The 25,836-nt window shown below is 57.0% G+C and carries 26 protein-coding genes; 10 read left to right on the top strand and 16 right to left on the bottom strand.

The window, feature by feature from the left end; genetic code table 11:
• Nucleotides 1-4: 4 nt before the first annotated feature.
• The 7 genes from LG198_RS08195 to LG198_RS08165 all read right to left on the bottom strand — a co-directional run bounded on the left by LG198_RS08195 (nucleotide 5) and on the right by LG198_RS08165 (nucleotide 7,809).
• On the bottom strand, nucleotides 5-1,165 hold the full coding sequence (locus LG198_RS08195) for a D-alanyl-D-alanine carboxypeptidase family protein (protein ID WP_230342686.1): 1,161 nt from the start codon (nucleotides 1,163-1,165) through the stop codon (nucleotides 5-7).
• Between the two features lie 55 nt (nucleotides 1,166-1,220).
• On the bottom strand, nucleotides 1,221-2,162 hold the full coding sequence (locus LG198_RS08190; RefSeq protein WP_230342685.1) for a septal ring lytic transglycosylase RlpA family protein: 942 nt from the start codon (nucleotides 2,160-2,162) through the stop codon (nucleotides 1,221-1,223).
• Nucleotides 2,163-2,208: 46 nt separating this feature from the next.
• On the bottom strand, nucleotides 2,209-3,303 hold the full coding sequence (gene rodA, locus LG198_RS08185; RefSeq protein WP_230342684.1) for a rod shape-determining protein RodA: 1,095 nt from the start codon (nucleotides 3,301-3,303) through the stop codon (nucleotides 2,209-2,211).
• Nucleotides 3,293-5,230 (bottom strand): penicillin-binding protein 2, encoded by a 1,938-nt coding sequence (mrdA, locus tag LG198_RS08180; protein ID WP_230342683.1) that lies wholly within the window; start codon nucleotides 5,228-5,230, stop codon nucleotides 3,293-3,295. Before mrdA ends, rodA begins: the two co-directional genes overlap by 11 nt.
• Before the next feature lie 8 nt (nucleotides 5,231-5,238).
• Complete coding sequence (gene mreD, locus LG198_RS08175) at nucleotides 5,239-5,718, bottom strand: rod shape-determining protein MreD (RefSeq protein ID WP_230342682.1); 480 nt, start codon at nucleotides 5,716-5,718, stop codon at nucleotides 5,239-5,241.
• Nucleotides 5,705-6,643, bottom strand: a complete 939-nt coding sequence (gene mreC / locus LG198_RS08170) for a rod shape-determining protein MreC (RefSeq protein ID WP_230342681.1) — start codon at nucleotides 6,641-6,643, stop codon at nucleotides 5,705-5,707. Before mreC ends, mreD begins: the two co-directional genes overlap by 14 nt.
• A 122-nt stretch (nucleotides 6,644-6,765) precedes the next feature.
• The gene (locus LG198_RS08165) at nucleotides 6,766-7,809 is read right to left on the bottom strand and encodes a rod shape-determining protein (protein WP_230342680.1); all 1,044 of its coding nucleotides are present in this window, start codon (nucleotides 7,807-7,809) and stop codon (nucleotides 6,766-6,768) included.
• A 122-nt stretch (nucleotides 7,810-7,931) separates the two neighbouring features.
• On the opposite strand from LG198_RS08165, the gene gatC reads away from it, so the two are divergent.
• From gatC to gatB, 3 genes are read left to right on the top strand one after another with little or no spacing between them, the layout of a single operon-like run.
• Entirely contained in the window at nucleotides 7,932-8,219 is a 288-nt protein-coding gene (gene gatC / locus LG198_RS08160) for an Asp-tRNA(Asn)/Glu-tRNA(Gln) amidotransferase subunit GatC (protein WP_230342679.1), read from the top strand.
• 8 nt (nucleotides 8,220-8,227) lie between these two features.
• The gene (gene gatA / locus LG198_RS08155) at nucleotides 8,228-9,697 is read left to right on the top strand and encodes an Asp-tRNA(Asn)/Glu-tRNA(Gln) amidotransferase subunit GatA (RefSeq protein WP_230342678.1); all 1,470 of its coding nucleotides are present in this window, start codon (nucleotides 8,228-8,230) and stop codon (nucleotides 9,695-9,697) included.
• The gene (gatB, locus tag LG198_RS08150) at nucleotides 9,697-11,133 is read left to right on the top strand and encodes an Asp-tRNA(Asn)/Glu-tRNA(Gln) amidotransferase subunit GatB (protein WP_230342677.1); all 1,437 of its coding nucleotides are present in this window, start codon (nucleotides 9,697-9,699) and stop codon (nucleotides 11,131-11,133) included. The genes gatA and gatB overlap by 1 nt, the downstream gene beginning before the upstream one ends.
• Nucleotides 11,134-11,139: 6 nt before the next feature.
• On the opposite strand, the gene LG198_RS08145 is transcribed toward gatB, so the two are convergent.
• The 3 genes from LG198_RS08145 to pyrE form a co-directional block, all read right to left on the bottom strand.
• Nucleotides 11,140-11,781 carry a DUF4124 domain-containing protein gene (locus tag LG198_RS08145; protein WP_230342676.1) on the bottom strand — a complete coding sequence of 214 codons (642 nt, stop codon included), beginning with the start codon at nucleotides 11,779-11,781 and terminating at the stop codon, nucleotides 11,140-11,142.
• 104 nt (nucleotides 11,782-11,885) lie between these two features.
• Nucleotides 11,886-12,395, bottom strand: coding sequence for a DNA-deoxyinosine glycosylase (locus tag LG198_RS08140; RefSeq protein WP_230342675.1), 510 nt, complete (start codon nucleotides 12,393-12,395; stop codon nucleotides 11,886-11,888).
• A gap of 9 nt (nucleotides 12,396-12,404) precedes the next feature.
• On the bottom strand, nucleotides 12,405-13,046 hold the full coding sequence (gene pyrE, locus LG198_RS08135) for an orotate phosphoribosyltransferase (RefSeq protein WP_230342674.1): 642 nt from the start codon (nucleotides 13,044-13,046) through the stop codon (nucleotides 12,405-12,407).
• A 24-nt stretch (nucleotides 13,047-13,070) separates the two neighbouring features.
• On the opposite strand from pyrE, the gene LG198_RS08130 reads away from it, so the two are divergent.
• The 3 genes from LG198_RS08130 to LG198_RS08120 are packed head-to-tail and all read left to right on the top strand — an operon-like array spanning nucleotide 13,071 to nucleotide 15,771.
• Nucleotides 13,071-13,841, top strand: coding sequence for an exodeoxyribonuclease III (locus tag LG198_RS08130; protein WP_230342673.1), 771 nt, complete (start codon nucleotides 13,071-13,073; stop codon nucleotides 13,839-13,841).
• A 36-nt stretch (nucleotides 13,842-13,877) separates the two neighbouring features.
• Entirely contained in the window at nucleotides 13,878-15,113 is a 1,236-nt protein-coding gene (locus LG198_RS08125) for an AmpG family muropeptide MFS transporter (protein WP_230342672.1), read from the top strand.
• The gene (locus LG198_RS08120) at nucleotides 15,106-15,771 is read left to right on the top strand and encodes a sulfite exporter TauE/SafE family protein (RefSeq protein WP_230342671.1); all 666 of its coding nucleotides are present in this window, start codon (nucleotides 15,106-15,108) and stop codon (nucleotides 15,769-15,771) included. The genes LG198_RS08125 and LG198_RS08120 overlap by 8 nt, the downstream gene beginning before the upstream one ends.
• Before the next feature lie 24 nt (nucleotides 15,772-15,795).
• Here LG198_RS08120 and metW read toward each other — a convergent pair whose 3' ends face one another.
• Both metW and metX read right to left on the bottom strand, forming a co-directional pair.
• On the bottom strand, nucleotides 15,796-16,422 hold the full coding sequence (metW, locus tag LG198_RS08115; protein WP_230342670.1) for a methionine biosynthesis protein MetW: 627 nt from the start codon (nucleotides 16,420-16,422) through the stop codon (nucleotides 15,796-15,798).
• Entirely contained in the window at nucleotides 16,419-17,558 is a 1,140-nt protein-coding gene (gene metX, locus LG198_RS08110) for a homoserine O-succinyltransferase MetX (protein ID WP_230342669.1), read from the bottom strand. The genes metW and metX overlap by 4 nt, the downstream gene beginning before the upstream one ends.
• A gap of 22 nt (nucleotides 17,559-17,580) precedes the next feature.
• Here metX and LG198_RS08105 point away from each other — a divergent pair, with 22 nt between their 5' ends.
• On the top strand, nucleotides 17,581-18,144 hold the full coding sequence (locus LG198_RS08105; RefSeq protein ID WP_230343026.1) for a gamma carbonic anhydrase family protein: 564 nt from the start codon (nucleotides 17,581-17,583) through the stop codon (nucleotides 18,142-18,144).
• Nucleotides 18,145-18,362: 218 nt separating this feature from the next.
• The gene (locus tag LG198_RS08100; RefSeq protein ID WP_328485152.1) at nucleotides 18,363-19,289 is read left to right on the top strand and encodes a DMT family transporter; all 927 of its coding nucleotides are present in this window, start codon (nucleotides 18,363-18,365) and stop codon (nucleotides 19,287-19,289) included.
• A 3-nt stretch (nucleotides 19,290-19,292) separates the two neighbouring features.
• Here the strand turns inward: LG198_RS08100 and prmC are convergent, their stop codons facing one another.
• Genes prmC through hemA form a run of 4 tightly spaced genes read right to left on the bottom strand, consistent with a single transcriptional unit; the run spans nucleotide 19,293 to nucleotide 22,956 of the window.
• Entirely contained in the window at nucleotides 19,293-20,147 is an 855-nt protein-coding gene (prmC, locus tag LG198_RS08095; protein ID WP_230342668.1) for a peptide chain release factor N(5)-glutamine methyltransferase, read from the bottom strand.
• Nucleotides 20,148-20,166: 19 nt separating this feature from the next.
• Nucleotides 20,167-20,598 (bottom strand): DUF2127 domain-containing protein, encoded by a 432-nt coding sequence (locus tag LG198_RS08090; RefSeq protein WP_230342667.1) that lies wholly within the window; start codon nucleotides 20,596-20,598, stop codon nucleotides 20,167-20,169.
• 6 nt (nucleotides 20,599-20,604) lie between these two features.
• Entirely contained in the window at nucleotides 20,605-21,687 is a 1,083-nt protein-coding gene (prfA, locus tag LG198_RS08085) for a peptide chain release factor 1 (protein ID WP_230342666.1), read from the bottom strand.
• A 24-nt stretch (nucleotides 21,688-21,711) separates the two neighbouring features.
• A complete protein-coding gene (hemA, locus tag LG198_RS08080; RefSeq protein WP_230342665.1) occupies nucleotides 21,712-22,956 on the bottom strand; it encodes a glutamyl-tRNA reductase in 1,245 nt (414 codons plus the stop codon).
• Nucleotides 22,957-23,510: 554 nt separating this feature from the next.
• On the opposite strand from hemA, the gene rpe reads away from it, so the two are divergent.
• The gene (rpe, locus tag LG198_RS08075; protein WP_230342664.1) at nucleotides 23,511-24,209 is read left to right on the top strand and encodes a ribulose-phosphate 3-epimerase; all 699 of its coding nucleotides are present in this window, start codon (nucleotides 23,511-23,513) and stop codon (nucleotides 24,207-24,209) included.
• Between the two features lie 137 nt (nucleotides 24,210-24,346).
• On the top strand, nucleotides 24,347-25,834 hold the full coding sequence (trpE, locus tag LG198_RS08070) for an anthranilate synthase component I (protein ID WP_230342663.1): 1,488 nt from the start codon (nucleotides 24,347-24,349) through the stop codon (nucleotides 25,832-25,834).
• Nucleotides 25,835-25,836: the final 2 nt, after the last annotated feature.

Raw genomic sequence — 25,836 nt, 5'->3', positions numbered from 1 at the left:
AGGCTTATTCAAACCAGAGCTTGATGCTATCCAGTATGCGGCCAAAGATGCCAGCGACTTCCACACCCTTGGAGGCAACCAGTTTGTGTTCGGCGATGACTTTTTCATCCAGGATGAACTGGATGGTGCCAACCTGCTGGCCAGCACTGACTGGGGCAACCAAGGGCTGCTGGCTCACTACCTTGGCTTTGACGCGGGCATATTCGCCCTTGGGCAGCGTCAGCGAAACATCCTTGGCGACAGTGGCAACCACTGTGTTCTCGGCACCCTTCCAGACCTTGAGCGTGCTGACTGCGCTGCCGCGCTTGTAGACCAGCTTGGATTCATAGAACTGGAAGCCGTAATTGAGCAGTTTCTGGCTTTCGGTGGCGCGTGCTGAATCTGACGGCGCGCCCAGTACTACCGAGATCAGGCGGGTATCTCCGCGCTTGGCGGAGGTGACCAGGCAGTAGCCTGCGCTCTTGGTGTGGCCGGTCTTCATGCCATCCACATAAGGGTCCAGCCACAGCAGGCGGTTGCGGTTGGGCTGGCTGATCTTGTTATAGGTGTATTCCTTCATGGAGTACAGGCGCTTGTATTGGTCCGGAAAGTCGCGGATCAAGGCACCCGCGAGCACGGCCAAGTCATGTGCGGTGGTGTAATGCTGCGGGTCGGGAAGGCCGGTGGCATTGACATAGTGGGTGTCACGCATGCCTAGCCGTGTGGCTTCCTTGTTCATGAGTTCGGCGAAGCCCTCTTCAGAGCCGGCAATGCCTTCCGCCAGGGTGATGGAGGCATCGTTGCCTGACTGGATGATCATGCCGTGCAGCAATTCATCGACCGTCACAGGCTTGTTGGGCTCGATGAACATCTTGGAGCCTTCCACTTTCCAGGCCTTTACGCTGACCGGCAGGGTTTGGGTCAGCGTGAGGTGGCCGTTCTTGAGTGCCTTGAATGACAGGTAGGCAGTCATGATCTTGGTGAGCGAGGCAGGCTCCACGCGGGAGCCGCCATCTTGCTCGGCAATGACGCGTTCACTGTTGTAGTCGTACAGCTGGTAGGACTTGACGGCAAGTGCAGGCGGCTGGGGAATATCCGCTGCCTGTGCGGTCAGGACATTGCTCAGGAATGCTGCCGCTGCAACGAGCAAGGCAGCAGGCTTGGCGTAGGTGGAGAGGTATGACATAGAATCTCTTTAACTCAAATATTCAGGGTTTCAATTTCGGGGGTAGCCAACAATCTTACTGGTACACCACGATGGCATTCGTATTGAGCGTTTGCTTGATTTTTTCTGCAGCAGCTTCAGCCTGTTGGCGGCTGCTATAAGGCCCCAGGCGTACGCGATAAGTTCCGGCATTATACCAATTCTCTACCTGTACATTGTCCGCCAGCTTGTTTTGCTGCAACGTATCCACCAGGCGGTCCCCATTGGCCTTGACCGAGAAGGCGCCCACCTGCACATAAGCCCCCGTTATTGGCGGATTGGTCACCGGCTCGTTCATGACATTGGGCAGGTTGCCTGGCGCTATCTCTGTGGGCGCAGGTGCCGGCGCTGGAGCTGGTGCCGTTTGTGGAGCAGCGGCTGTGGTGATGGGCCTGCCATGTTCATCCAGCGCTTCCACATCGACAATACCGCTGCCTTTTTCTATCAGGCGCAGCTTGTAGGCTGCGGCGTAGGAAAGGTCGATCAGGCGGTTGTCATGAAACGGGCCACGGTCATTGATACGCACAATGACCGAGCGGCCGTTTTCCGGATTGGTGACGCGCACATAACTGGGCAACGGGAGAATGGTATGCGCGCCGGTCATGGCGTACATGTCGTAAACCTCGCCGCTGGAGGTTTTCTGGCCGTGGTAGCGTTTGCCGTACCATGAGGCAACGCCACGCTGCTTGTAGGGCGTGTGCTCGCTCAGAGGGGTATAACGGCGGCCCAGCGCACTATATGGACGCGTAGCGCGCGGCAGCGGTGTTTCCGCGCGTGGCACGGCATCCGGGATATTGTCTATATCGGCAGGCGGATTGTCGCCAGGGCCGTCGTCCAGGTAATAGCCGCCTTTTTTCGGGGCTGGCTTCTGCGTGGTCGGGGCGGGTTTTCCTGCTTCAGGTTTGACGCTGGTGCCGCCGCCGCAGGCGACCAGGGCGAGGGCAATCATGCCCGGAATCAGGTTGCGTATCAGTTTCATTGGTTCATACAGATTGCGTAGCGCAGTCTGCCTCGCTCCTTTTCCATTATGAGGTAACAAGTTTTTTGTGCGTATGGATACTCATGAGTATGCCGAAACCGGTCAGCAAGGTGACCAGCGAGGTGCCACCATAGCTGATAAGCGGTAACGGCACACCTACCACGGGCAAAATGCCGCTGACCATGCCTATGTTAACAAACACATAGGTGAAGAAGGTCAGCGTGATGCTGCCGGCGAGCAGGCGGCTGAAAGTACCTTGGGCCTGCGCTGCAATGACCAGGCCGCGACCGATGATGGTGGTGAACAGGAGTATCAGCAAGACATTGCCCAGCAGGCCGAATTCCTCACCAAATACGGCAAAGATGAAGTCGGTGGTGCGCTCAGGCAGGAAGTCGAGCTGGGACTGGGTGCCATTGAGCCAGCCCTTGCCGGCAAGGCCGCCCGAACCCAGCGCAATGCTGGCCTGTATGGTGTGGTAGCCAGCGCCCAATGGGTCCTGATAGGGGTCGAAGAGGATTTCAATGCGCCGGCGCTGGTAGTCATGCAGCATGGTCCAGAGGATGGGCGCCATGACGCCAATGCTCACTGCGGTGCCGATCAGGATGCGCCAGCTCAGCCCGGCAAGGAACAGCACATAAAAACCGGAGGAGGCGATCATGAGTGAAGTGCCAAGGTCGGGCTGCTTCATGATGAGCCCGACTGGCACAGCAAGCAGCACGGCCCCGATGGCATGGTCTTTGAAAGTGGCTACTGATTCGCGCCGGGAGAAATACCAGGCCAGCAGCATGGGAACCGCGATCTTCATCAGTTCTGAAGGCTGGATTTTGGCAACGCCGATGTGCAGCCAGCGCCTCGCGCCGTGGCTGATTTCGCCGAACAGGGCCACGCTGATCAAAAGCAGCACGCCCAGCACGTAGGCGGGTAGCGCAATGCGCTCCAGAATCTGGGGCGAGACATTGGCTGCAATCCACATCAGGCTGACGGCGACACTGATATTGATCAATTGGGTGCTGATCTTGCTCATGCTCTGGCCGGAAGCGCTGTAAAGCACGCACAGGGCAAGGATCATGGTGACGATCAGGCAACTCATGAGAAAGCCATCGATATGCCTGACCAGGCGCTTGAGCAGTTTATTCAACATGGTTATGCTCCTCCGGTGTTACAGGCGCGCCCACGCTTGGATCTTCCACTGCCGGTTTGGCTGATGGAGGTTCTTTGCCCAGCAGGTAGTAATCCATGACGCGCCGTGCTATCGGGCCTGCAGTAGAGCCGCCATGGCGGCCATTTTCCACAATCACGGCGATGGCAATCTTCGGGTCTTCGGCAGGCGCATAGGTGATGAACAGCGCATGGTCGAGATGACGTTCGGCCACCTTGCTCTCGTTATATTTTTCATTCTGTTTGATGCCGACTACCTGGGCGGTACCGGTCTTGGAAGCCATGAGATATTCGCTGTCAGCCCCCAGCCGTGCCGCTGTGCCGCCTGGCAGGGTGACATCCATCATGCCTTGCTTCACGAGGTCGACATTTTTCGGGTTGAGCGCGATCTGGTCAATGACTTCTGCCGGCACGGAGTGGACCTGACCGCCCTTGCTCTCCTGGATGGCAGAAACCAGATGCGGACGCATGGCCTTGCCGTTGTTGGCGAGGATGGCTGTGGCTTGTGCCAATTGCATGGGCGTTGCCAGCATATAACCCTGGCCAATGCCGACAATGACGGTTTCACCCGGGAACCAGGCCTGTTTGAAGCGGCGGCGTTTCCATTCAGGCGTTGGCAGCAGGCCTCCCATTTCGCCCTTGATGTCGATGCCGGACGGCTTGCCGAAGCCAAAGTGGCTGACGAATGACGTCAGTTTTTCTATACCCAGTTCCACGGCAAGGCCGTAAAAGAAGGTATCGCAAGAAACGGCAATCGCCTTGCGAATATCGACGCTGCCGTGGCCGCCGGCCTTCCAGTCGCGATAGCGATGGGTATTGCCGGGCAATGTGAAAAAGCCGGGATCGCTGATGCTGAAGGGGGGATGGCGTTTGCCTGCCTCCAGTCCGGCCAGCGCGACGAATGGCTTGAAGGTCGAACCGGGCGGATAAATCCCGCGCAACGGGCGGTTGATCAGTGGCTTGTCTAGCGATTCATTGAGCTCTTTCCAGCTTTCAGTGTCGATGCCATCGACAAAAAGATTGGGGTCATAGCCTGGCTGGCTGACGTAGGCCAGTATTTCTCCGGAACTGGGTTCAATCGCGACCAGGGCGCCCCGGTAGTTGCCAAACGCTTCCTCGGCGATACGCTGCAATTTGCTGTCCACGGAAAGGATCAGGTTGTTGCCTGGCACCGGCGGCGTGCTGGATAAGACCCGCACCGCATGGCCGCCTGCGTCAATTTCCACTTGTTGGAATCCGGTGATGCCATGCAGCTGAGATTCGTAATATTGTTCCAGGCCGCTCTTGCCGATATGGTCGGAACCCTTGTAATTCGAGAGGTCGCCCGATTCCTTGAGGTTCTCCAGGTCACGGTCGTTGATGCGGCCTATGTAGCCAATGATGTGTGAGCCCGACTTGCCTTGCGGGTACTGACGGAACAGGCGCGAGCGGATTTCCACGCCAGGGAAGCGGAACCGGTTCACGGCGATTTGCGCGGCCTCTTCCTCGGTGAGATGGGTGCGGATGGGGACGCTTTCGAAGCTGTGGGTCTGCGCCCGCAGCTTCTTGAAGCGCTTCTGATCGTTAGGGCTTACTTCAATCAGCTTGGCCAGTTCCTCAATGGTTTCTTCTACCGTGTTTGCGACCTTGGCAGGCGTGATTTCCAGGGTATAGACGAAGGAGTTCTGCGCCAGTACCTCGCCATTCCGATCCAGAATCAGGCCTCGGTTGGGTGCAATGGGCACCAGCGAGATACGGTTGTTCTCGGCCATGGTCTGGTAGTGGTCGTACCTGCTGAATTGCAGGTAGACGAAGCGGCTGATGAGGATGCCGAAACAGATGAGGACCAGTAATGCGCCTGCGGCGAGGCGCATGCGGAAGTCGTACTGTTCCTTTTTATAGTTTTTCAGTTCTGACCGGCGGGCTCTCATACGCAGGGTCAAGCCTTGTTGGAGCGACTGTCGATGTTAAGACGCGAGAAAATGACGAATTGCCAGAGCAGGATGCCGCTGACGCTGGGCAGGAAATACTCCCAGCCTGGCAGCTCGCCGCCGGCAAACAGCTTCAGCACCAGCGTGATGAGCTGGGTAAACAGCAACAACAGGAATACGTAGCCGGCCTGTTGCCAGATGTTGAACAATGCCAGGCGGCGCTGATAGGTGACGGCAAAAAATGATGTCAAGGCATAAGCGAGCGCGAACTGGCCAAATAGCCCGCCTGAAATCAGGTCCATGATCAATCCGGCAAACCAGGCGGTGCCGATATTGCATAAATGGGGCGCACGCAAGGTCCAGTACAACACGGCAAGCAGCAGAAATTCGGGGCGTACCATCAGCAGAGTGCCCGACCATGGCAGGAGCTGCAGCAACAATGCCAGCAGCAATGACAGAAATACAGGCTTGAAGCTAGTTGTTGACATGGCGCTTGGGCGGCGTTGCTTTTTTGTTGTTGGCAGGAGCGGGTGTCTTCAAGGTGTTGCTGTCTGCTGGACGGTCGACCTGGGGGATGCTGACCAGCAGGAGTTGCCGGTGGTGCTCAATCCCAGCCAGGGGTTTGCCGATAATGTGGGCAAACGGGGAGTCCGCATCCGTGTCTACCTGGATGACTTCGGCCACTGCGAGCCCTGCAGGATAAATGCCATCAATCCCCGAGGTAATGAGCGTATCGCCCACACGGATATCGACATTCGCAGGCAATGATGGCAGTTCCACTGTGGCACTGCGTCCCTGTCCGAACGCAATCGCCCGCAGTCCGTTGCGTTCCACCTGTACCGGGATGGAGAGGTTTTTGTCCGTAATCAGCGTGACCTCGCTGCTGAAGGGAAACACGCGCGTGACCTGGCCAACCACGCCGGCTTCGTCAATGACCGCCTGGCCTGGGGTAATGTTCTGGCGCGAACCCAGGTTGACCACTACTTTATGGCTGAACGGATCCCGGCTCATATGTAATATTTCTGCCAGGCGCGCAGGCTGGCTGGATAGTTGCGCAGCGCCCAACAGGCTGCGCAGGCGTTCATTCTCGACGGCGAGCGCCTTGAAGCGTTGCAGTTCGGCCGCGTGTTCCAGGGCCTGGGTGCGTAACTGGATGTTTTCTTCGACGACGGTGGTTTGCGTATGCAGGTACTCACCAATGTCCTCCGCAATATTGAGCGGGGCGTTGGCGATGATTTGCAAGGGATGCAGCAAGGCGATGAACCCTTGGCGAACCTCGACAAGATAGTTCAGTCTGGCATCCGTCGCGATCAATACCAGGGAAAGTACAGCAAAGAAGAACAGCCGTGCAGTTGGGCTGGGGCCGCGGACAAAGAAGCCAGTGTGATGTTGGTGTTCCAAGGCGCGTGGCATGAGAGCTGTGTCGTGACTAGGTTTGGTTTAGTGTGCTGAGCATATTAGGAAACCTGCAAGGTTCCCGATGATAAAAAACAGGCCATCGTGACATGGCCTGTTGATTCCTATGATAGCGCAATTTACTCGTAGGCAAACACATTGCCCAGTTTGTCCATCTCTTCCAGGGCGCGGCCGCAGCCACGTGCAACACAGCTCAATGGATCCTCTGCGACGATGACCGGCAGGCCGGTTTCTTCGAGCAGCAGGCGATCCAGGTCCCGCAACAGCGCGCCGCCGCCAGTCAGTACCATGCCCTTCTCGGCAATGTCTGCGCCAAGTTCAGGAGGCGTCTGTTCCAGTGCGGATTTCACCGCGCCGACAATCGCGTTGAGCGGCTCGGTGAGCGCTTCCAGGATTTCGTTGCTGGAAATGGTGAATTTGCGTGGCAGGCCTTCTGCCAGGTTGCGGCCGGTGACTTCAAGCTCCAATACCTCGGAACCCGGGAATGCGGAGCCGATCTGCTTCTTGATCAGTTCAGCGGTAGGCTCGGAGATTTGCATGCCGTAGTTGCGGCGGATGTAGTCGATGATGGCCTGGTCAAACTTGTCGCCGCCGACACGTTCGGACTTGGCGTAGACGATACCGCCCAGTGAGATCACGCCGACCTCGGTGGTGCCGCCGCCGATGTCCACGACCATGGAGCCTGTCGCTTCGGCCACCGGCATGTTCGCACCAATCGCTGCTGCCATTGGCTCTTCAATCAAATACACCTGGCGCGCGCCTGCCATCTCGGCAGATTCCTTGATCGCACGGCGCTCCACCTGGGTGGAACCGACGGGAACACAGATGATGATGCGGGGATTGGGGCTGAACAGGCGGGACTCGTGAATCTTTCGGATAAAGTATTTGAGCATTTGCTCGGTAATGGTGAAATCGGCAATCACGCCATCCTTCATCGGGCGGATCGCGGTGATGTTGGCAGGCGCGCGCCCCAGCATGCGCTTGGCTTCCAGGCCAACGGCAAGCAGCGTTTTCTTGCCGGTGGGGCCGCCTTCCTGGCGGATGGCGACTACGGAGGGCTCGTCAAGGACGATGCCTTTGCCACGCACATAGATGAGGGTGTTTGCTGTGCCAAGGTCAATGGCGAGATCGTTAGAAAAGTAACTGTTTAAAAGACCGAACATTTATTTGTATCCTGACAAGCTGCCGCAGGTCATAAGGGCCTTATGACGCGGCTGAAGATGTGCGTAAAATCAAGTTATAATACCCGATATCGCATAGAAATTTAAGATTTGGATTTAGATAAATGTCACTCAATACAAATGACGTCAAAAGGATCGCGCACCTGGCACGACTCGCCGTCAGCGAGGAAGAGGCCGAGGCCACGCTGGTCAAGCTTTCCGGTATTCTCGGCCTGATCGAGGAAATGCAGGCGGTGGACACCACTGGCATTGCGCCAATGTCGCATTCTCAGGATGTCACCCAGCGCCTGCGTGAGGATAAAGTGACTGAAAGCAACCAGCGTGAGCTGCTGCAATCCATCGCGCCTGCTGTCGAGAACGGCCTCTACCTCGTCCCCCAAGTCATCGAATAAGCCCCGTCATGATCAATCATAGTTTGAAACACTTGGCTGGTATGTTGGCCGGCAAGGAGATTTCCAGTGTCGAGTTGACGCAGGAATACCTCAACCGCATTGCGCGTTTTAATCCCGAGATCAATGCCTATATCACGGTTGACCCTGAATTGAGCCTGGCGCAGGCCAGGGCTGCAGACCAGCGTTTGGCCAATGGCGATGCCGGCCCTCTCACCGGTATTCCGATTGCGCAGAAAGACATCTTCTGTGCTAAGGGCTGGAAGACCACCTGTGGTTCCAAAATGCTTGAGACATTCATTGCGCCCTATGACGCCGGCGTGATCGAGCGCTTCAATGCGGCTGGCGCGGTGAGTCTTGGTAAGACCAATATGGATGAGTTCGCGATGGGCTCTTCCAACGAGACTTCCTATTACGGCAAAGTGCAAAATCCCTGGGACAGGACGCGTGTCCCAGGCGGCAGTTCCGGCGGCAGCGCCGCTGCTGTGGCGGCTCGATTGTGCGCAGCCGCAACGGGCACCGATACGGGTGGTTCGATTCGCCAACCAGCATCGCTGTGCGGTCTCTCGGGCCTCAAGCCCACCTATGGCCTGGCTTCGCGCTACGGCATGATCGCCTTTGCCTCCAGCCTGGACCAGGCAGGCCCGATGGCGCATTCCTGTGAGGACATGGCGTTGATGATGAACGTGATGACCGGCTTTGACGAGCGGGATTCCACCAGCTTGCAGCGCGAGAAGGAAGATTACACGCGTGACCTTGGCAAGCCGCTGGCAGGGCTCAGGGTTGGACTGCCCAAGGAGTATTTCGCCGAAGGCCTGGATACGGGTGTGGCGAAAGTGGTGGAAGCCGCCGTGGAAGAATACCGCAAGCTGGGCGCTGAAATTGTCGAGGTCAGCCTGCCCAATACCATGCTTTCCATTCCGGTCTACTACGTGCTTGCCCCAGCCGAGGCTTCGAGCAACCTCTCGCGTTATGACGGCGTGCGTTTCGGCCATCGTGCCGCCGAGTACGACGACCTCATGGACATGTACTGCAAGAGCCGCGCCGAAGGTTTTGGCGCCGAAGTAAAGCGCCGTATCCTGATCGGGACCTACGTGCTGAGTGCAGGTTACTATGATGCGTATTACCTCAAGGCGCAGCAAATCCGCAGGCTGATTGCGGAAGATTTTGCCAGGGCATTCGAGCAATGCGACCTCATTCTCGGGCCGACGGCGCCCTCTACCGCGTTCAAGGCCGGTGAGAAGGCAGATGACCCGGTATCCATGTACTTGCAGGATATCTACACCATTGCCGTCAACCTCGCCGGCTTGCCCGGGATGAGCATCCCGGCCGGGTTCGCGACTGTTGCCGATGGCACCGCATTGCCCGTGGGCCTGCAAGTGATCGGCAATTATTTCGACGAAGCGCGCATGCTCAATGCCGGGCATGCCTATCAACAAGTAACAGATTGGCATACCCGCATGCCTGAAGGGATTGCATAATGAGCACTTGGGAAGTCGTCATCGGGCTGGAAACCCATGCCCAGCTCAACACCAAATCCAAGATTTTCTCCGGCAGCAGCATTGCCTTCGGTGCGGAGCCCAATACCCAGGCCAATGTGGTCGATATCGCCTTGCCGGGCGTGTTGCCGGTGCTGAACAAGGAAGCCGTGCAATGCGCGATCCGCTTCGGCCTCGCCGTCAATGCCGAAATCGCCTCGCGCTCGGTGTTCGCGCGCAAGAATTACTTCTACCCCGACCTGCCCAAGGGCTACCAGATCAGCCAGTATGAACTGCCGGTAGTCGGCAAGGGCGCACTGACCATCCAGGTCGGCGATAGCGAGAAAACCATCAACATCACCCGCGCCCATCTTGAAGAAGACGCGGGCAAGTCCGTGCATGGCGCGAGCCCGGGCCAGTCAGGCATCGACCTCAACCGCGCCGGTACGCCCTTGCTGGAAATCGTCACCGAGCCCGACATGCGTTCCGCCGCCGAGGCCGTGGCCTATGCGCGCAAGCTGCATGAGCTGGTGCAGTGGATCAATATCTGCGACGGCAATATGCAGGAAGGCAGCTTCCGCTGCGACGTCAACGTCTCCGTGCGCCGCAAGGGGGATGAAAAGCTCGGTACGCGCCGTGAGATCAAGAACCTCAATTCCTTCCGCTTCATGCAGCAGGCGATCGAGTATGAAACCCGCTGGCAGATCGAAACGCTGGAAGACGGCGGCAAGATCGAGCAGGCAACCGTCCTGTTCAATCCTGATACCGGCGAAACCCGCGCCATGCGCAGCAAGGAAGAGGCCAACGACTACCGTTACTTCCCTGATCCCGACTTGTTGCCAGTGGCAATCTCGGCTGAAGACATTGATGCAATCCGCGTTACGCTGCCCGAATTGCCATCCGCGATGAAGGTGCGCTTCGAGCGTGAGTATGGCTTGTCGGCTTACGATGCCGCAGCCCTGACTGCGTCGCGCGGTATCGCGGATTACTTCACCGCAGCCCTTGTCGCATTTGGTGGCGAGGCCAAATTGGTTGCCAACTGGGTGATGGGCAACGTCAGCGCCAAGCTGAACGAGGAAAGCCGCGAGATTGCGGATGCCCCCGTTTCACCCGAGCTGCTGGCAGGCTTGCTGAAGCGGATTGCCGACAATACTGTTTCCAGCAAGATTGCCAAGGATGTGTTTGAAGCCATGTGGAGCGGCGAAGGCGATGCCGATGCCATTATTGAGCGCAAGGGCCTGAAACAGGTGACGGATACCGGTGCGATTGAAGCCATCGTCGATGAAGTGCTGGCAGCGAATGCGGCCATGGTGGCGGAGTTCCGCGCTGGCAAGGACAAGGCCTTCAATGCCCTGGTCGGCCAGGCAATGAAGGCTTCCAAGGGCAAGGCCAATCCTGCGCAGGTCAATGAAATCCTCAAGCGCAAGCTGGCCGGTTAACCCGCTCTAACGTGCCGGGCTGGTATTCTCGCCAGCCGGCACGCCTGTCTTCAATTCAGTAAAGCGTTTCTTGTCATTCTCGAAGCGCTGGCGCGTGGTTTCCATGTGCTGTTTGCGTTCCGCAATTTGTTCATCGATCTTGCCAATCTCCAGATGGGTGTTCTTGAGGTCTTTCTTGATATCACCCGGGACTGCTTTGCCTTGCCTAGTGTAGTCGGCCGCGGTTTTCTGGACATTCTGTAGGCGGGCAGCGGTGCTGAGCCTGCGTTGCTCCAGGCCTTCCAGCATGGCTTGGTCTATTTGCAGGTTGCGGTCACGTGCGAGATCGATTTCCTGCTCCGAGCTATACACCGATTGCAAGGTCTTGTCGCGCCTGTCCTGTTCGCTCCCTTTGCCTGAACGTTCTGCCACGGCGGGGCTATGCAGGGTGTCGGCCTGCGGCAATCCGCGCGGGCTGATATTGCTTTGCTTGCCTGTATATTGCGGCGGCAGGGTGTCGCTATAGTGGGTGACGCCTTGTTCATCCACCCATTTCATGATCTTGCCGCTTGGCTGTTTGGACTCCGCGGCTGCCAGGATCGCACTGGCGTGAAACGTGAATGACAGCAGTGCGATGACAGTGCTTGGCAATCGCAATATGCGGGCCATGCTTTTCCTCCCTGTGGGGTTTTGTCGTGATTGTTTTTATATGATTTATGACTAATTAGTGCATGATTCTGCGCCAGATCATGTCCTGCCTGCAAGCATGGATATTACTGGGAGGCGATTTCCGCGAGCCGCTGCCATTGTGCAAATTTGTTGTCACGCGTGATGGAAGCATTGGCCGGACTGGTGGAAGGCAGCTTGTGATAATGCAAGTGTGCAGGAATCGATTGCTGTTTCAGCACATGGCGGCGGAAAGCCTGCTCCGCCTTGCTGCCGTTGAAGAAAATATGCCGGATATGCGGAAATTGCACCAAAAGGGCGCTGAAATCATTGGCAATGATGGAGGCTTCTTCAATGTCGCCATCCAGGCTGCTGATGCGTATGCACTCCTTGAGCACATCCCATATGCCGATATTCTGCTGGTTCAGCAACTGCAGCCTTTGTTGATATGCGGTATCGGCTGGGATGTTGAAAAGGTGATTGATGAACGGCCAGAACAGGTTTTGCTGGTGGGCATAGTAGGCCTGCATTTCCAGCGAGCGCTTGCCGGGCATGGAGCCTAGTATCAATATCCGGCAATTCGGCGTGATGGCCGGAGGAAAACTATGGATGAGCATGCAGTCGCGTTATTCCACGCCATAGGTGTTGCGGTATTCTGCAATGGCTGGGCGGTATGCCGCGAGTTCGTTGCTTTGGTCCAGGTACTGGATCAGGTCGCGCAGGTTGGCGATGCTGATCACGGGCAATTGGTGCTGCTGCTCGACTTCCTGCACTGCCGACAGTGCGCCCAGGCCGCGTTCCTGGCGATCAAGCGCAATGGCGACGCCACTGGGAATAGCGCCGTTGGCGGAGATGATATTGACGGATTCGCGCACCGAGGTGCCTGCGGAAATGACGTCATCGACGATCAATACCCTGCCTTGCAAGGGAGCGCCTACAATGGTGCCGCCCTCCCCGTGGTCCTTGGCTTCCTTGCGGTTGAAGGCATAAGGGACATTGCGGCCTTGCCGCGCCAATGCAATCACAATGCTGGCTGCCAGCGTAATCCCCTTGTATGCCGGGCCAAACAGCATGTCAAACTGCACGCCGGAACGTACAATGGCCGCGGCATAGAATTCGCCAAGGCGCATGAGGCTCTCGCCATCGTTGAAAAGCCCGGCATTGAAGAAGTAGGGGCTGAGCCGGCCGGCCTTGGTAGTGAACTCGCCAAAACGTAATACCTGCTTTTGGATGGCGAATTGGATAAAATCTTGCGTTGAATCTGACATGGTGAATGAAGAAAGGTTGTAGTGTTGCGTATTATATCCCTGAATCTCAATGGCATCCGCTCAGCAAGCAGCAAAGGCTTTTATCCGTGGATGCAGGAACAGCAGGCCGATATCGTCTGCTTGCAGGAACTGAAGGCGCAAGAGGGCGACATGACGCCCGAGATGCTGCAGCCGGAAGGTTATTATGGCTATTTCCACTATGCTGATAAAAAAGGCTATAGCGGCGTGGGCATCTACTCCCGGGAAAAGGCGGATGCAGTGATTGTGGGCCTCAGGATTGCTGACATCGACAATGAAGGACGTTACCTTGAGGCACGGTATGGAAACCTGAGCGTGGTGTCACTCTATTTGCCTTCGGGTTCCAGCGGGGAAGAGCGCCAGACTTTCAAGTTTAGCGTCTTGGCGCGTTTCCTGCCGCACCTCGAGTCATTGATTCGGGATGGGCGCGATGTCGTGATCTGTGGTGACTGGAATATCGCCCACCAGGAAGCCGACCTCAAGAACTGGCGTGGCAACCGTAAGAATTCCGGCTTTTTACCGGAGGAGCGTGCCTGGTTGACGGACTTATTGGGGCGAGTAGGTTGGGTTGATGTTTATCGGCTATTGCATCCGGATACCACCGATGCCTGTTATACCTGGTGGAGCAACCGTGGCCAGGCATGGGCCAAGAATGTGGGATGGCGAATCGACTATCAGATCGCAACACCGGCATTTGCAGCAAAAGCAGTGAGCGCCACGATTTACAAGGATGAGCGCTTCAGCGACCATGCGCCGCTCACCGTGGACTACCAGTAGTGTGAAAACCAGTAACTTTACAAGTCAGGATATTGAATGATCAAGCAAGGCTGGGGGGCTACCCTCAAGGCCGTGGTAAGCGGGCGCATGCTGGTGGCGCTGATGATGGGGTTTGCTTCCGGCTTGCCGCTCCTCCTGACGGGTTCGACCATGCAGGCATGGCTCAAGGAGTCCGGCGTCGACTTGGCCATGATAGGCGCCGCGGCCATGATAGGGTTGCCGTATACGCTCAAATTCCTTTGGGCGCCGATTTTTGACCGCTACACTATTCCCTTGTTTGGGCGTCGCCGTGGCTGGCTGGCCCTGAGTCAACTAGCCCTGGTGCTGGCTTTGCTGGGCTTGAGCCTGAGTGACCCTGCTGCCAGCTTGTGGGGCGTGGCATTTGCCGCCTTGCTGGTGACATTCTTTTCCGCCTCGCAGGACATTGTCATTGATGCCTATCGGCGCGAAAGCCTGTCGGATCAGGAGTTAGGGCTGGGTTCCGCCATGTTTGTGAATGGCTACCGGGTGGGCATGCTGCTCGCTGGCGGCGGTGGCCTGATTCTGGCGGATTTGCTGACTTTTCCCAAAATGTACCAGCTTATGGCCTTGTTCATGGGTTTGTGTATCCTGGTCACCCTGTTTTCGCCGGAGCCCAGGGAAGCCGCCGGCACGCCACGTACCCTACGGCAGGCAGTGATAGAGCCATTCCTCGAGTTCTTCAAGCGCCCGGAGGCGATCACGATCCTGACGTTCATCCTGCTGTACAAGCTTGGCGATACCCTGGCTTCGGCGATCAATGTGCCGTTTTATCTTGATCTGGGATTCAGTAAGAGCGAGATCGGGGCCATAGCCAAACTGTTTGGTTTCTGGGCAACTCTGATCGGCGGTACGCTGGGCGGGATATGGATACTGCGTATCGGTTTGTATCGCTCATTGTGGATATTTGGTTTTCTGCAAATGGCTTCTACTTTTGGTTTTGTGCTGTTGGCGCAGGTCGGGTATAGCCTGCCGATGCTAACCGGTGTGATCGCGATCGAGAATTTCACCGGGGGGTTGGGCACGGCGGCCTTTGTCGGCTTCATGGGCGCAATGACGGATAGGCGTTTCACGGCAACGCAATATGCGCTGCTCTCCAGCCTGATGGGCGTGCCGCGGGTGATTCTTTCCACGCCGACAGGCTGGATGGCCGGGGGGATGGGTTGGACCATGTTCTTCCTGCTTTGCACCCTGTTGGCAATTCCGGGCCTCATCATGATCCGCCGTTTCAGGGGCTGGGAAAAGCATGCCTGAGCTCAGCCTGCTCGCTGCCTTGTTGGTGGGTTTGCTGGGTGGCGGGCATTGCGTGGGCATGTGTGGCGGCATCGTCGGTGCCGTGAGCATGAGCATGCCGGGCAGCCGTCCCCAATGGCGCTTGCTGCTGGCTTATAACCTGGGGCGTATATTCAGCTACACCATGGCGGGGGTGGTTGCCGGTGCGGTGGGTGCCAGCAGTTTTTTTCTCCCGCATCTCCTGCCCGTAGGCAAGGTGCTGTATGTCCTCGCCAATATCATGCTGATCCTGCTGGGCCTCTACCTTGCCAATATCTGGCATGGCGTCATCGCGCTCGAGCGCGTTGGCAGTATGTTGTGGAAACGGCTGCAACCATTCAGCAAGCGCTGGTTGCCGGTACGCACTATTTTCCAGGCGGGTGCATTGGGGGCGATCTGGGGCTGGTTGCCTTGCGGCTTGGTCTATAGCGTCCTGATTGCTGCGTTGGCAACTGGGCATCCTGTACAGGGTGGTTTGCTGATGCTGGCATTTGGGTTGGGGACGCTGCCTACCCTGCTGGCAATGGGTATGGCTGCTGTGCGGCTCAAGGCCTGGCTGCAGCAAATATGGATCAGGCGCGTGAGTGGTGTATTGGTATTGTTGTTTGGAGTCGTCGGATTGCTAAGGTTATGGCCTTGAGGGTATTGAGGATGCCAAGCGTGCTTAGTAACTGATTGGCCAGGCCGCCTGTTCAAAGCGATAGATCGCCAGGCTGCCCAGCAGGTTGGGCATGAAGCTGACCGTATCGCCTTCGTTGATAACAATGCGGTCGGTGATGCGGATATTCATCTTGGCGCATAAGGCCTCGAAGTCATCAATCGTGCATAAGTGCAGGTTGGGAGTGTTGTACCACTGGTGAGGCAGGTTGTCCGAAACCGGCATGTGTCCGGCCATGAGCTGGATGCGGTGTCGCCAGTAACCAAAATTGGGGAAGGTGATGATACCTTGCTTGCCGACGCGCAGCATCTCCCGTAACACGCCTTCTGTATTGACCATGGCCTGCAGCGTCTGCGACAGGACCACATAGTCGAAAGAGAGTGAGTCGAAGCCAGCCAGCCCTGCTTCAAGGTCCATCTGGATAACGCTGATGCCATTGCTGATGCAGGCAAGCAGATTGGCGTCGTCCTTGTCCACGCCATAGCCTTTGACTTCCAGCTTGTCGCGCAGAAAGGCCAGGAGCGAGCCATCGCCGCAGCCCAGATCCAGCACTTTGGACTTGGGCTGAACCCATTCTGCTATAAGGGCAAAATCTCGACGATTTTCTGCTTCTCTTACAATTTCTGTGCTCATGTGCCAGCTCCGGTATTGATATTGGCAAGGTAGGTACGCAGAATCTGGTGATAGTGCGGATCCGGCATCAGGAAAGCATCATGCCCGTGTGCAGCGGTCACTTCTGCATAACTCACGGCAAATTCATTATCGAGCAACGCTTTGACGATCTCGCGCGAGCGTGCAGGGGAAAAGCGCCAGTCACTCGTAAACGACACCACTAGAAAATCTGCCTGGGCCTTGGACAGCGCCAGGCTGAGGTCGCCATGATGGGCGAAGGCCGGGTCGAAATAATCGAGCGCCTTGGTCATGCGCAGGTAGCTGTTGGCATCGAACGCGGTGGCGAACTTGTCGCCTTGGTAGCGCAGGTAGGATTCCATCTCGAATTCCACCTCGAAATTGTATTTGAGGCTGCCGTCGCGCAGCTTGCGGCCGAATTTCGCGCCCATTGCATCGTCGGAAAGATAGGTAATGTGGCCGAGCATGCGCGCGATGCGCAAGCCGCGCCTGGGCACTGTGTCATGCTCGTAATAATCGCCATCGAAGAACTCGGGATCGGTCATGATCGCCTGGCGCGCTACTTCGTTGAATGCGACATTCTGCGCCGTGAGGTTGGGGGCGGAGGCAATCACCAGCGCATGGCGCACGCGGTCGGGGAAGTCCAACGTCCACTGCAGGGCCTGCATGCCACCCAGGCTGCCACCGACAACGGCAGCCAGTTGTTCAATGCCAAGGTAATCCAGCAGCCTGGCCTGGGATGCCACCCAGTCCTCTACCGTGACCATGGGGAATTGTGATCCCCACGGTTTGCCGGTTGCCGGGTTGATGCTGGCAGGGCCAGTGCTGCCGTGACAGCCGCCCAGATTGTTGAGGGCGATCACGAAAAACTTGTTGGTATCCAGCGGCCTTCCAGGGCCGATCAGGTTGTCCCACCAGCCGGGATGTTTGTCGTCTTCTTGATGCTTGCCGGCTGCGTGATGGTTGCCCGACAATGCATGGCAGATCAGCACGGCATTCGACCTTGTGCTGTTTAGCGCGCCATAGGTCTCGTAAATAATATCGAATGCGGGCAACACCTCGCCGCTCTTGAGCGTCAGGGGTTGCTGGAAATGCGCAGTTTGCGGGGCGACGATGCCGACGGATGAAGAATCTTGCATGGGTGGGATTATACTATGGCTTATGCCGGACAATCATACCTCGCAAGCGGGTGCTGTGCTTGCTGCCTATCAAGGAGTCGCGCCGCAGGTCGGGCGCGAAGTCTATATTCATCCTTCAGCCGTGGTGATTGGGGATGTCGTGCTGGAAGACCATGCCTCGGTATGGCCGGGCACGGTGATCCGCGGGGATGTGAACCATATCCGCATCGGCGAGGGCAGCAATATCCAGGACGGCTCCATTCTGCATGTCAGCCACAAATCCAGTTGGGAGCCGGAGGGGTGTCCCTTGATTGTGGGGCGGAATGTGACGGTAGGCCACAAGGTGATTCTGCATGGATGCACATTGGAAGACGAATGCCTGATTGGCATGGGCAGCATTGTCATGGACAAGGCGGTCGTGCAAAAGCATGTATTGCTCGGTGCGGGCAGCCTGGTGCCGGAAGGCAAGGTGCTGGAAAGCGGCTTTCTCTATCTGGGTAGCCCGGCGCGCAAGGTCAGGGCGCTGACGGAAAAGGAAATTGCGCATTTCACCTATTCAGCGCAGCACTACATGCGGCTCAAGCAGCATTATCTGCTGGCTGGATAATACGGTGGACGGGCTGATGTGCTTGGGATATAGTCAGGCCATGAATTCTCTCAAGCATATGTCAGGCCTGCGACTGTGGCATTCCGCCATTCTGGCCCGGCATGCCTGATAGTTTTTTTATGGCGACACGGGCTTTGTCCCGTTGATTGCTTTCTGACTGTTCTCCTCACCTGGACCAAGCCTGCGTCATTCGACTCAATCTCAATCCAGGTTTCCCAATGTCCACTATGCACTCGTTCCTTTCAAGATTCTTCTCCTCGCGTCAGCAGGCATTTGGCGTATTGTTTGCGCTGTTGTCAGCGGTTGGTTTTTCAGCCAAGGCGATTTTTGTCAAGCTGGCCTACATTGAGCCTGTAGATGCGGTAACCCTGCTGGCCCTGCGCATGGCATTCTCCGTGCCATTCTTTGTGCTGGCGATGTTCTGGGGCCGGGAAGATGGCGCCGCGATGCGCAGCCATGACTGGCTTGCCGTGTTGGTGCTGGGCTTGGTGGGTTATTACCTGGCGAGCTTCCTGGATTTTCTCGGCTTGCAATACATCAGCGCCGGCCTTGAGCGCCTGATCCTGTTTCTCTATCCCACCATGGTGGTGTTGATCAGCGCCCTGGTGTTCCGCAAGCGTATAGGCCGGACAATATGGATTGCGCTCTTACTCAGCTATGTGGGGATTGTGCTGGTGTTCGTGCATGATTTCAGCATGGGCAGTGAGGGCTTGCTCCTGGGCGGCAGCCTGGTGTTTGCGAGTGCGCTTGCCTATGCCATCTACCTGGTCGGGGCAGGGCATACGATTGCGCGCATCGGCGCCATGCGCTTCACGGCTTATGCGATGACTGTTGCCTGCCTGGCGTGTATCGTGCAGTTCCTGGTGACGCACCCGTTAACCGCATTGCAACAATCCGGGCGGATATACGGGTTGACGATCGCGATGGCATTGCTGTCAACGGTGCTGCCCGCATTTGCCCTGGCTGCTGCCATGCGGCGTATCGGCTCCATGCAGACTTCCATGATAGGGGCATTGGGACCGGTAGCGACTATTTATCTTGCCTATGTATTCCTGGGCGAACAATTGTCACTAATCCAGTTTTTGGGATCGGTACTGGTATTGGCTGGTGTGATGATGATCAGCCTGCGCAAGCGGAAGGCGTGATGATTACGTATGCTGTCCTAATGTCACGCGGTCATGCCCAGCGAGGTCTTGCTGGGTATAGATATTCTTGAACGCATGTCGTTGAAGAATGGATCTGACTGCCGAACCTTGGTTGTAGCCATGCTCAAACATGAGCCATCCCGAGGGGGCAAGGTGTAACGCTGCCTGGGCGGCAATACGGCGGATGTCATCAAGGCCGTCTTCCCCGGAGGCCAGGGCCGTGACCGGCTCAAAGCGCAGGTCGCCTTGCCGCAGGTGTGGGTCAGCGGCTTCAATGTAAGGCGGGTTGCTGACGATGAGGTCGAAACGCTGCCCTTGCACGGCGGCAAACCAGTCGCTCAGTATGGCTCTGACGTTGTGGGCTGCTAACAGCTGAATATTGTCTCTTGCAACATTGAGCGCAGCCACGGAGAAATCCAGGAGCATGACCCTTGAGCGAGGACGTTCAAGGCCGAGGGTGATGCCGATGGCACCGGTGCCTGTGCCCATATCCAGTATGCCATATGGTTGATCGGGCAGTATTTTGGCGAGCGCGGTTTCGACCAGAATTTCGGTATCCGGGCGTGGAATCAGGGTGGCGGGGGTGACCAAAAACTCCCGCCCAAAGAATTCGCGCTTGCCGAGGATATGCGCGATGGGCTCGCCGTGGATGCGGCGGGCAAGCAGGTTTTCAAAGCGTGCGCGCAATTCATCTGTCACAGGGTCGTCGCCATGGGCAATGAGCCAGGCGTGGCTCACACCGCCCAGGCTATGCTGCAATAGGGTTCGCACTTCGATGCGTGCTTCGTTGCCCGGTAGTTCGCTGGCTTGTTGCAATCGATTGCTTGCGCAGGCTGCCAGGTTTTTCAGTTTTGCCATGTTTCTGGTGTGGCAAGGGTTAGCGGTGATGGCGCCAGAGGATGGCGACAATCACCAGGTTGGAAGCAAACACGCTCAATCCCAGCCAGCTGAAATGTGCCAGCAACTCCAGGATTTCGAATGGCAGGTACAAGCCGGCACTTGCAATCCCCAGCACAATAGCCCAGTGGCGCCCAAGCCACAAGCCGTAGGCTTCAAGTAAGCGGATGGCGGCGTAAAACATGGCGCCGAATGCTAATGCCAGCAGCCTGGGTTCGGTAATGTTGGCGCTCAGGCTCAGCAGGATGCGCGGATAATGATTGGCAGGGTTAAGGTGCAGGTGGCGGATCAGCGATTCCGCATATGCCTGCCAGTCTGCATTGATATAACGGAACAGCGCCAGCGAGGCCGTGAGCACGATAAGGCCCTTGCTGGCCTCAAGCAGGGCAATGCTGCGAAGGCTGGTGCTCATATAGGCCTAATTGTCCTCGCCTAATGTGGCCAGCAGGTCTGCTTGATACTCTGCGGCGAGGGCGTTGATCAATTCATCCATGTCGCCCTCGGTGATCGCATCGATCTTGTAAAGCGTCAGGTTGATACGGTGATCGGTGATGCGCCCCTGCGGATAGTTGTAAGTGCGGATGCGTTCACTGCGGTCGCCCGAGCCGATTAGGCTACGGCGCTCGCTGGCAATCTTGCTTTGCTGCTCGTCCACCTGCTTGGCCTTGATACGCGCGGCAAGCACTTGCATGGCTTGCGCCTTGTTCGAGTGCTGGCTGCGTCCGTCCTGGCATTCCACCACGATGCCGGTGGGGAAGTGGGTGATGCGCACTGCCGAGTCGGTCTTGTTGATGTGCTGGCCGCCGGCCCCGGAGGCGCGGAAGGTATCGATGCGGATATCGGCAGGATTGATGGTGATGTCGGAAACTTCATCGACTTCGGGCAAGATGGCGACTGTGCAGGCGGAGGTGTGGATACGGCCCTGGGTTTCGGTTTCCGGCACCCGTTGCACCCGGTGGCCGCCGGACTCGAACTTGAGCTTGGAATAAGCGCCGAAGCCCTCGATCTTGGCGATGATTTCCTTGTAGCCGCCCACTTCGGATTCGCTGGCAGAGACGATTTCCACCTTCCAGCGCTGGCGCTCGGCATAGCGCGAGTACATGCGGAACAGGTCGCCGGCGAACAGGGCGGACTCGTCGCCGCCAGTGCCGGCACGGATTTCGAGGAATATATTGCGCTCGTCGTTAGGATCCTTGGGCAATAAGAGCTTTTGCAGTTCCTTGGCGATGTCTTCGAGTTTTTCTTTGCCGGTTTCGATTTCTTCCTGGGCAAATTCTTTCATTTCCGGGTCGGAAAGCATTACCTGGGCTTCGCGGATGTCGTTCTCTGCCTGCTCATAGGCGCGGAACTGCTCAACGATAGGCGTGATCTCGGCATGTTCGCGCGTGATCTTGCGATAGTTGTCCATATCGTTGGTAGCGTCTTCGCTCGACAATAGACGGTTTAGTTCATCCAGGCGCTCGCTCAAGGTGGCGAGCTTTTTGATTATTGAGGGTTTCATTGCTTGAGAAGGTGAAGGCTAAGTTTAGTGGTGTATTTGGTAGAGCTGGCGCAACATGGCTTCCAGCTGGTCGCGGTCTTCGCCGTTGACATTGTTGAGGGCATGGCTGGGCCCATGCAGCAGCTTGTTGGTCAGTGCGCTGCTCAAGGCGTCCAGCACTTGTGCCGGATCTTCGCCGCGGGCAAGCAGCTTGTGGGCTTTTTCCAGTTCATTCAGGCGATGCTGTTCCGCCTGTTCACGCAATGCGCGAATGGTCGGGACGGCGCTGCGCGTTTTCAGCCATTGCATGAAGTTCTCCACGCGCATGTCGATGATGGCTTCTGCTTCAGCGGCGGCCTCCTGGCGATTCTCGATGCCTTCCTGCACCACTTGCGCCAGATCATCCACGGTATAGAGGAATACATCGTCCAGTTCGCTGGCTTCGGGCTCGATATCGCGCGGCACGGCAAGGTCCACCATGAACATTGGTTTGTGCTTGCGGTTGCGGATGGCGCGTTCCACCATGCCCAGGCCGACGATAGGCAGCTGGCTCGCCGTCGAGGTGATCACGATGTCGAATTCAGCGAGCCGTTCAGGCAGGTCGGCCAGCAGCATGCTGTTGCCGCCGATGCTGTTGGCCAGCTCCTGGCCGCGTTCCAATGTGCGGTTGGCCACGGTAAGGGAGAGTGGGCGGTGGGCAGCGAAATGCTCGGCGCACAGCTCAATCATTTCCCCCGCGCCGATAAATAATACATGTTGTTGGTGCAGTTCGCCGAAAATGCGCTGGGCAAGCCGGGTTGCGGCGGCGGCAAGGGAAACCGAGTTGGCGCCGATATTGGTATTGGTGCGGACTTCCTTCGCAACGGAAAATGTGCGCTGGAACAGCTTGTGCAACAGGGTGCCCAGGGTCCCCGCGTTTTCCGCAATACGCACTGCCTGCTTCATCTGCCCCAGAATCTGGGCTTCGCCCAGCACCATGGAGTCCAGGCCGGAAGCGACACGGAATGCATGCTTGACCGCATCCTGCTGCGGCAGGGTATACATGTACGGGGCAATGGTTTGCGGCTGCAGTTGGTGGTAATGCGCCAGCCATTCCAGGGCTTTTTGCGGGTTATCGGTATTGCAGTAGAGTTCGGTGCGGTTGCAGGTCGACAGGATGGCAGCTTCGTGAATGCCGTGCGAGTTCAGGTCGCGCAGAGCTCCGCCGAGATGCTCGTTCTGGAAGGCGACGTTCTCACGTATGGAAACTGGTGCGGTCGTGTGATTAACGCCGACTGTAAATAAATGCATCCTGCAATTTTCCCGTATCGCGGCAACTTGGGCAACAATTTCAAGCAATTAAGCTAAGAGCCTGTTCAACGTCTTTTCATAGGGTACGCATGGCCCCAAAACGCGTCCGGTCAAGGCGCAGTCCGCAGGTAATGCTTATTGCCTTGCCAAGGACCGCAACGCCGAGCGGGCGCGTTTTGGGGCCGTGCCCTTCGGGTTGTCCCGGCAGCGCAGCCGCTGCTGCATTGCAAATCCTCGCCGGGCAATAAGCCCGTCTGCGGTTTGCGCCTGGCGTCCACTACCCTGCCGGGACAACGTGCCCTATGAAAAGACGTTGAATAGACTCTAATAATTGTGCGCGGCAGGCCGCTATCATACTCTGATTTGAGGTTGTTGAACTAAGCTGTTAATTAGCGAGCAAAATATTTTCCTGAACTAATGGCTCGAATATTGCCGATAGACCCTATATAAGCACGTTTGCAACATGGTTTTTGCAAGACGCGTTGCCGATGCCAAGTGTTTTGGCGCATTTTCAGTTAAAATAACCATTTTTACGCTTATCCGACTTCAATATCATGGCTAAACCATTCAGAATTGCACCTAGTATCCTTTCCGCCAACTTTGCCAAGCTGGGCCAGGAAATCACCGATGTCATCACTTCCGGTGCCGATATTGTCCACTTTGACGTGATGGACAACCATTATGTTCCCAACCTGACCATTGGTCCTCTGATCTGCGAGGCTATCCGCCCGGTGACTGATGCCATCATTGATGTGCATTTGATGGTGAAGCCGGTCGACCGCATCATTCCTGACTTTGCCAAGGCCGGTGCCAACATCATCACTTTCCACCCGGAAGCTTCCGAGCACATCGACCGCAGCCTGTCGCTGATTCGTGACCAGGGCTGTAAGTCCGGCCTGGTATTCAATCCGGCCACGCCGTTGTCCTACCTTGACTATGTCATGGACAAGGTGGATATGGTGCTGTTGATGTCCGTGAACCCCGGCTTTGGCGGCCAGAAATTCATTCCCGGCACGCTGGACAAGCTGCGTGAGGCACGCGCCCGCATCGATGCCTATACTGAAAAGACCGGCCGCGAAATCTGGCTGGAAATCGATGGTGGCGTAAACCCTGCCAATATTGCCGACATTGCCCGTGCCGGCGCCGATACTTTTGTGGCAGGCTCTGCCGTGTTCGGCGCAGGCAAGGACACTGATCCTAACCGTTACAACACCGTCATCAGTGCCTTGCGTGCTGAGCTGGAAAAAGTATAAGCAATATGGGCATGAATATCCGAATCCTGAGTGATCGTACTAGTTGGCGATGGTGGCGCTGAGGTTGCCAACTTGAAGCCCGTGGAAATGTATGGGCGCCACGCAATAAAAAAACTAATCAGGATTCGGGAATTTTTATGCTGAAAACCATCAGTCAACAGGAGTTTGATGCCCTGGCGAGCCAGGGCTATAACCGTATTCCGCTGGTAGTCGAGACGTTTGCTGATCTCGATACACCGCTTTCACTCTATCTCAAGCTGGCTAACCGGCCGTTTTCCTATCTGCTGGAATCGGTGCAGGGCGGTGAGCGCTTTGGCCGTTATTCCATCATTGGCCTGCCTGCACATACCCGCATAGAAGTACATGGCCAGGCGGTCAAGGTGCTTGAGCATGACAGGGTGGTTGAGGAAGCGCACGATGTAAACCCGCTGGATTTCATCCAGGCCTACCAGGCCAGGTTCCGCATTCCTCCCTATCAGGGCCTACCCCGCTTCATCGGAGGGCTCGCAGGGTATTTCGGCTACGACACCATCCGCTATATCGAGCGCCGACTGGCGCATACCGTCAAGCCGGATGGTATTGGCGTTCCGGATATCCTGTTGATGGTCTCGGAAGAGCTTGCCGTGGTAGATAACCTCTCGGGCAAGCTTTATTTCATCGTCTATGCCAATCCTGCAGTGCCGGATGCCTATCAGCACGGCATCCAGCGCTTGAATGGGCTCATTCAGCGTTTGCGTCAGCCGGTTAGCATTCCGCAGGCGCCTGCCATGGCCGCGACGGAAGCGCATTCGGAGTTTGGCGAGGCCAGCTTCAAGGATGCGGTTGCCAGGTCCAAGCGCTATATCTTTGATGGCGACATTATGCAGGTCGTGCTCTCGCAGCGCATGGCCAAGCCGTTCGATGCCGATCCGTTGTCACTGTATCGTGCCTTGCGCAGCCTGAACCCTTCGCCTTACATGTTTTATTACGATATGGGCGACCATCATGTGGTCGGCTCTTCGCCTGAAATCCTGGTCAGGCTGGAAGATGGCACGGTGACTTCGCGGCCAATTGCCGGGACCCGTCCTCGGGGCAAGACCGGGGAGGAAGACCTGGCGCTTGCCGATGAGTTGCTGGCCGACCCCAAGGAGATTGCCGAGCATGTGCAGTTGATGGACCTGGGGCGGAATGATGTCGGGCGTGTGGCGCAGGTCGGCAGTGTGCGCGTGACCGATAACATGATGATCGAGCGTTATTCCCATGTCATGCACATCGTCTCCAACGTGGAAGGCAAGCTCAAGCCTGGCTTGCATGCCATTGATGTGCTCAAGGCAGCGTTCCCGGCCGGCACGCTGAGCGGCGCTCCTAAAGTCAGGGCCATGGAAATCATTGATGAGCTGGAGCCGAGCAAGCGTGGTATCTATGGCGGTGCCGTAGGCTATCTTGGCTTCAATGGCGATATGGATCTTGCCATTGCCATCCGCACCGGCGTGGTCAAGGATGGCATGTTGTATTCCCAGGCCGGTGCAGGGATCGTTGCCGACTCAGTACCGGAAAACGAATGGACAGAAACCCAGAACAAGGCGCGTGCGGTATTGCGCGCAGCGGAGATAGTGCAGGCGGGACTCGATAACAACAAGGAGTAGGG

The sequence above is a fragment of the Methylobacillus arboreus genome (assembly GCF_020532725.1).
GTDB classification, from domain to species: Bacteria; Pseudomonadota; Gammaproteobacteria; order Burkholderiales; family Methylophilaceae; genus Methylobacillus; species Methylobacillus arboreus.
Note: the sequence above shows the minus strand (reverse complement) of the source record. Positions and strands in the feature narration are given on the sequence as shown.

What these genes read in the sequence shown, in the direction of transcription:
- LG198_RS08195 (WP_230342686.1), bottom strand. Translation starts at nt 1,165, where the DNA reads ATGTCATACCTCTCCACCTACGCCAAGCCTGCTGCCTTGCTCGTTGCA.
- LG198_RS08190 (WP_230342685.1), bottom strand. Translation starts at nt 2,162, where the DNA reads ATGAAACTGATACGCAACCTGATTCCGGGCATGATTGCCCTCGCCCTG.
- rodA (WP_230342684.1), bottom strand. Translation starts at nt 3,303, where the DNA reads ATGTTGAATAAACTGCTCAAGCGCCTGGTCAGGCATATCGATGGCTTT.
- mrdA (WP_230342683.1), bottom strand. Translation starts at nt 5,230, where the DNA reads ATGAGAGCCCGCCGGTCAGAACTGAAAAACTATAAAAAGGAACAGTAC.
- mreD (WP_230342682.1), bottom strand. Translation starts at nt 5,718, where the DNA reads ATGTCAACAACTAGCTTCAAGCCTGTATTTCTGTCATTGCTGCTGGCA.
- mreC (WP_230342681.1), bottom strand. Translation starts at nt 6,643, where the DNA reads ATGCCACGCGCCTTGGAACACCAACATCACACTGGCTTCTTTGTCCGC.
- LG198_RS08165 (WP_230342680.1), bottom strand. Translation starts at nt 7,809, where the DNA reads ATGTTCGGTCTTTTAAACAGTTACTTTTCTAACGATCTCGCCATTGAC.
- gatC (WP_230342679.1), top strand. Translation starts at nt 7,932, where the DNA reads ATGTCACTCAATACAAATGACGTCAAAAGGATCGCGCACCTGGCACGA.
- gatA (WP_230342678.1), top strand. Translation starts at nt 8,228, where the DNA reads ATGATCAATCATAGTTTGAAACACTTGGCTGGTATGTTGGCCGGCAAG.
- gatB (WP_230342677.1), top strand. Translation starts at nt 9,697, where the DNA reads ATGAGCACTTGGGAAGTCGTCATCGGGCTGGAAACCCATGCCCAGCTC.
- LG198_RS08145 (WP_230342676.1), bottom strand. Translation starts at nt 11,781, where the DNA reads ATGGCCCGCATATTGCGATTGCCAAGCACTGTCATCGCACTGCTGTCA.
- LG198_RS08140 (WP_230342675.1), bottom strand. Translation starts at nt 12,395, where the DNA reads ATGCTCATCCATAGTTTTCCTCCGGCCATCACGCCGAATTGCCGGATA.
- pyrE (WP_230342674.1), bottom strand. Translation starts at nt 13,046, where the DNA reads ATGTCAGATTCAACGCAAGATTTTATCCAATTCGCCATCCAAAAGCAG.
- LG198_RS08125 (WP_230342672.1), top strand. Translation starts at nt 13,878, where the DNA reads ATGATCAAGCAAGGCTGGGGGGCTACCCTCAAGGCCGTGGTAAGCGGG.
- LG198_RS08120 (WP_230342671.1), top strand. Translation starts at nt 15,106, where the DNA reads ATGCCTGAGCTCAGCCTGCTCGCTGCCTTGTTGGTGGGTTTGCTGGGT.
- metW (WP_230342670.1), bottom strand. Translation starts at nt 16,422, where the DNA reads ATGAGCACAGAAATTGTAAGAGAAGCAGAAAATCGTCGAGATTTTGCC.
- metX (WP_230342669.1), bottom strand. Translation starts at nt 17,558, where the DNA reads ATGCAAGATTCTTCATCCGTCGGCATCGTCGCCCCGCAAACTGCGCAT.
- LG198_RS08105 (WP_230343026.1), top strand. Translation starts at nt 17,581, where the DNA reads ATGCCGGACAATCATACCTCGCAAGCGGGTGCTGTGCTTGCTGCCTAT.
- LG198_RS08100 (WP_328485152.1), top strand. Translation starts at nt 18,363, where the DNA reads ATGTCCACTATGCACTCGTTCCTTTCAAGATTCTTCTCCTCGCGTCAG.
- prmC (WP_230342668.1), bottom strand. Translation starts at nt 20,147, where the DNA reads ATGGCAAAACTGAAAAACCTGGCAGCCTGCGCAAGCAATCGATTGCAA.
- LG198_RS08090 (WP_230342667.1), bottom strand. Translation starts at nt 20,598, where the DNA reads ATGAGCACCAGCCTTCGCAGCATTGCCCTGCTTGAGGCCAGCAAGGGC.
- prfA (WP_230342666.1), bottom strand. Translation starts at nt 21,687, where the DNA reads ATGAAACCCTCAATAATCAAAAAGCTCGCCACCTTGAGCGAGCGCCTG.
- hemA (WP_230342665.1), bottom strand. Translation starts at nt 22,956, where the DNA reads ATGCATTTATTTACAGTCGGCGTTAATCACACGACCGCACCAGTTTCC.
- rpe (WP_230342664.1), top strand. Translation starts at nt 23,511, where the DNA reads ATGGCTAAACCATTCAGAATTGCACCTAGTATCCTTTCCGCCAACTTT.
- trpE (WP_230342663.1), top strand. Translation starts at nt 24,347, where the DNA reads ATGCTGAAAACCATCAGTCAACAGGAGTTTGATGCCCTGGCGAGCCAG.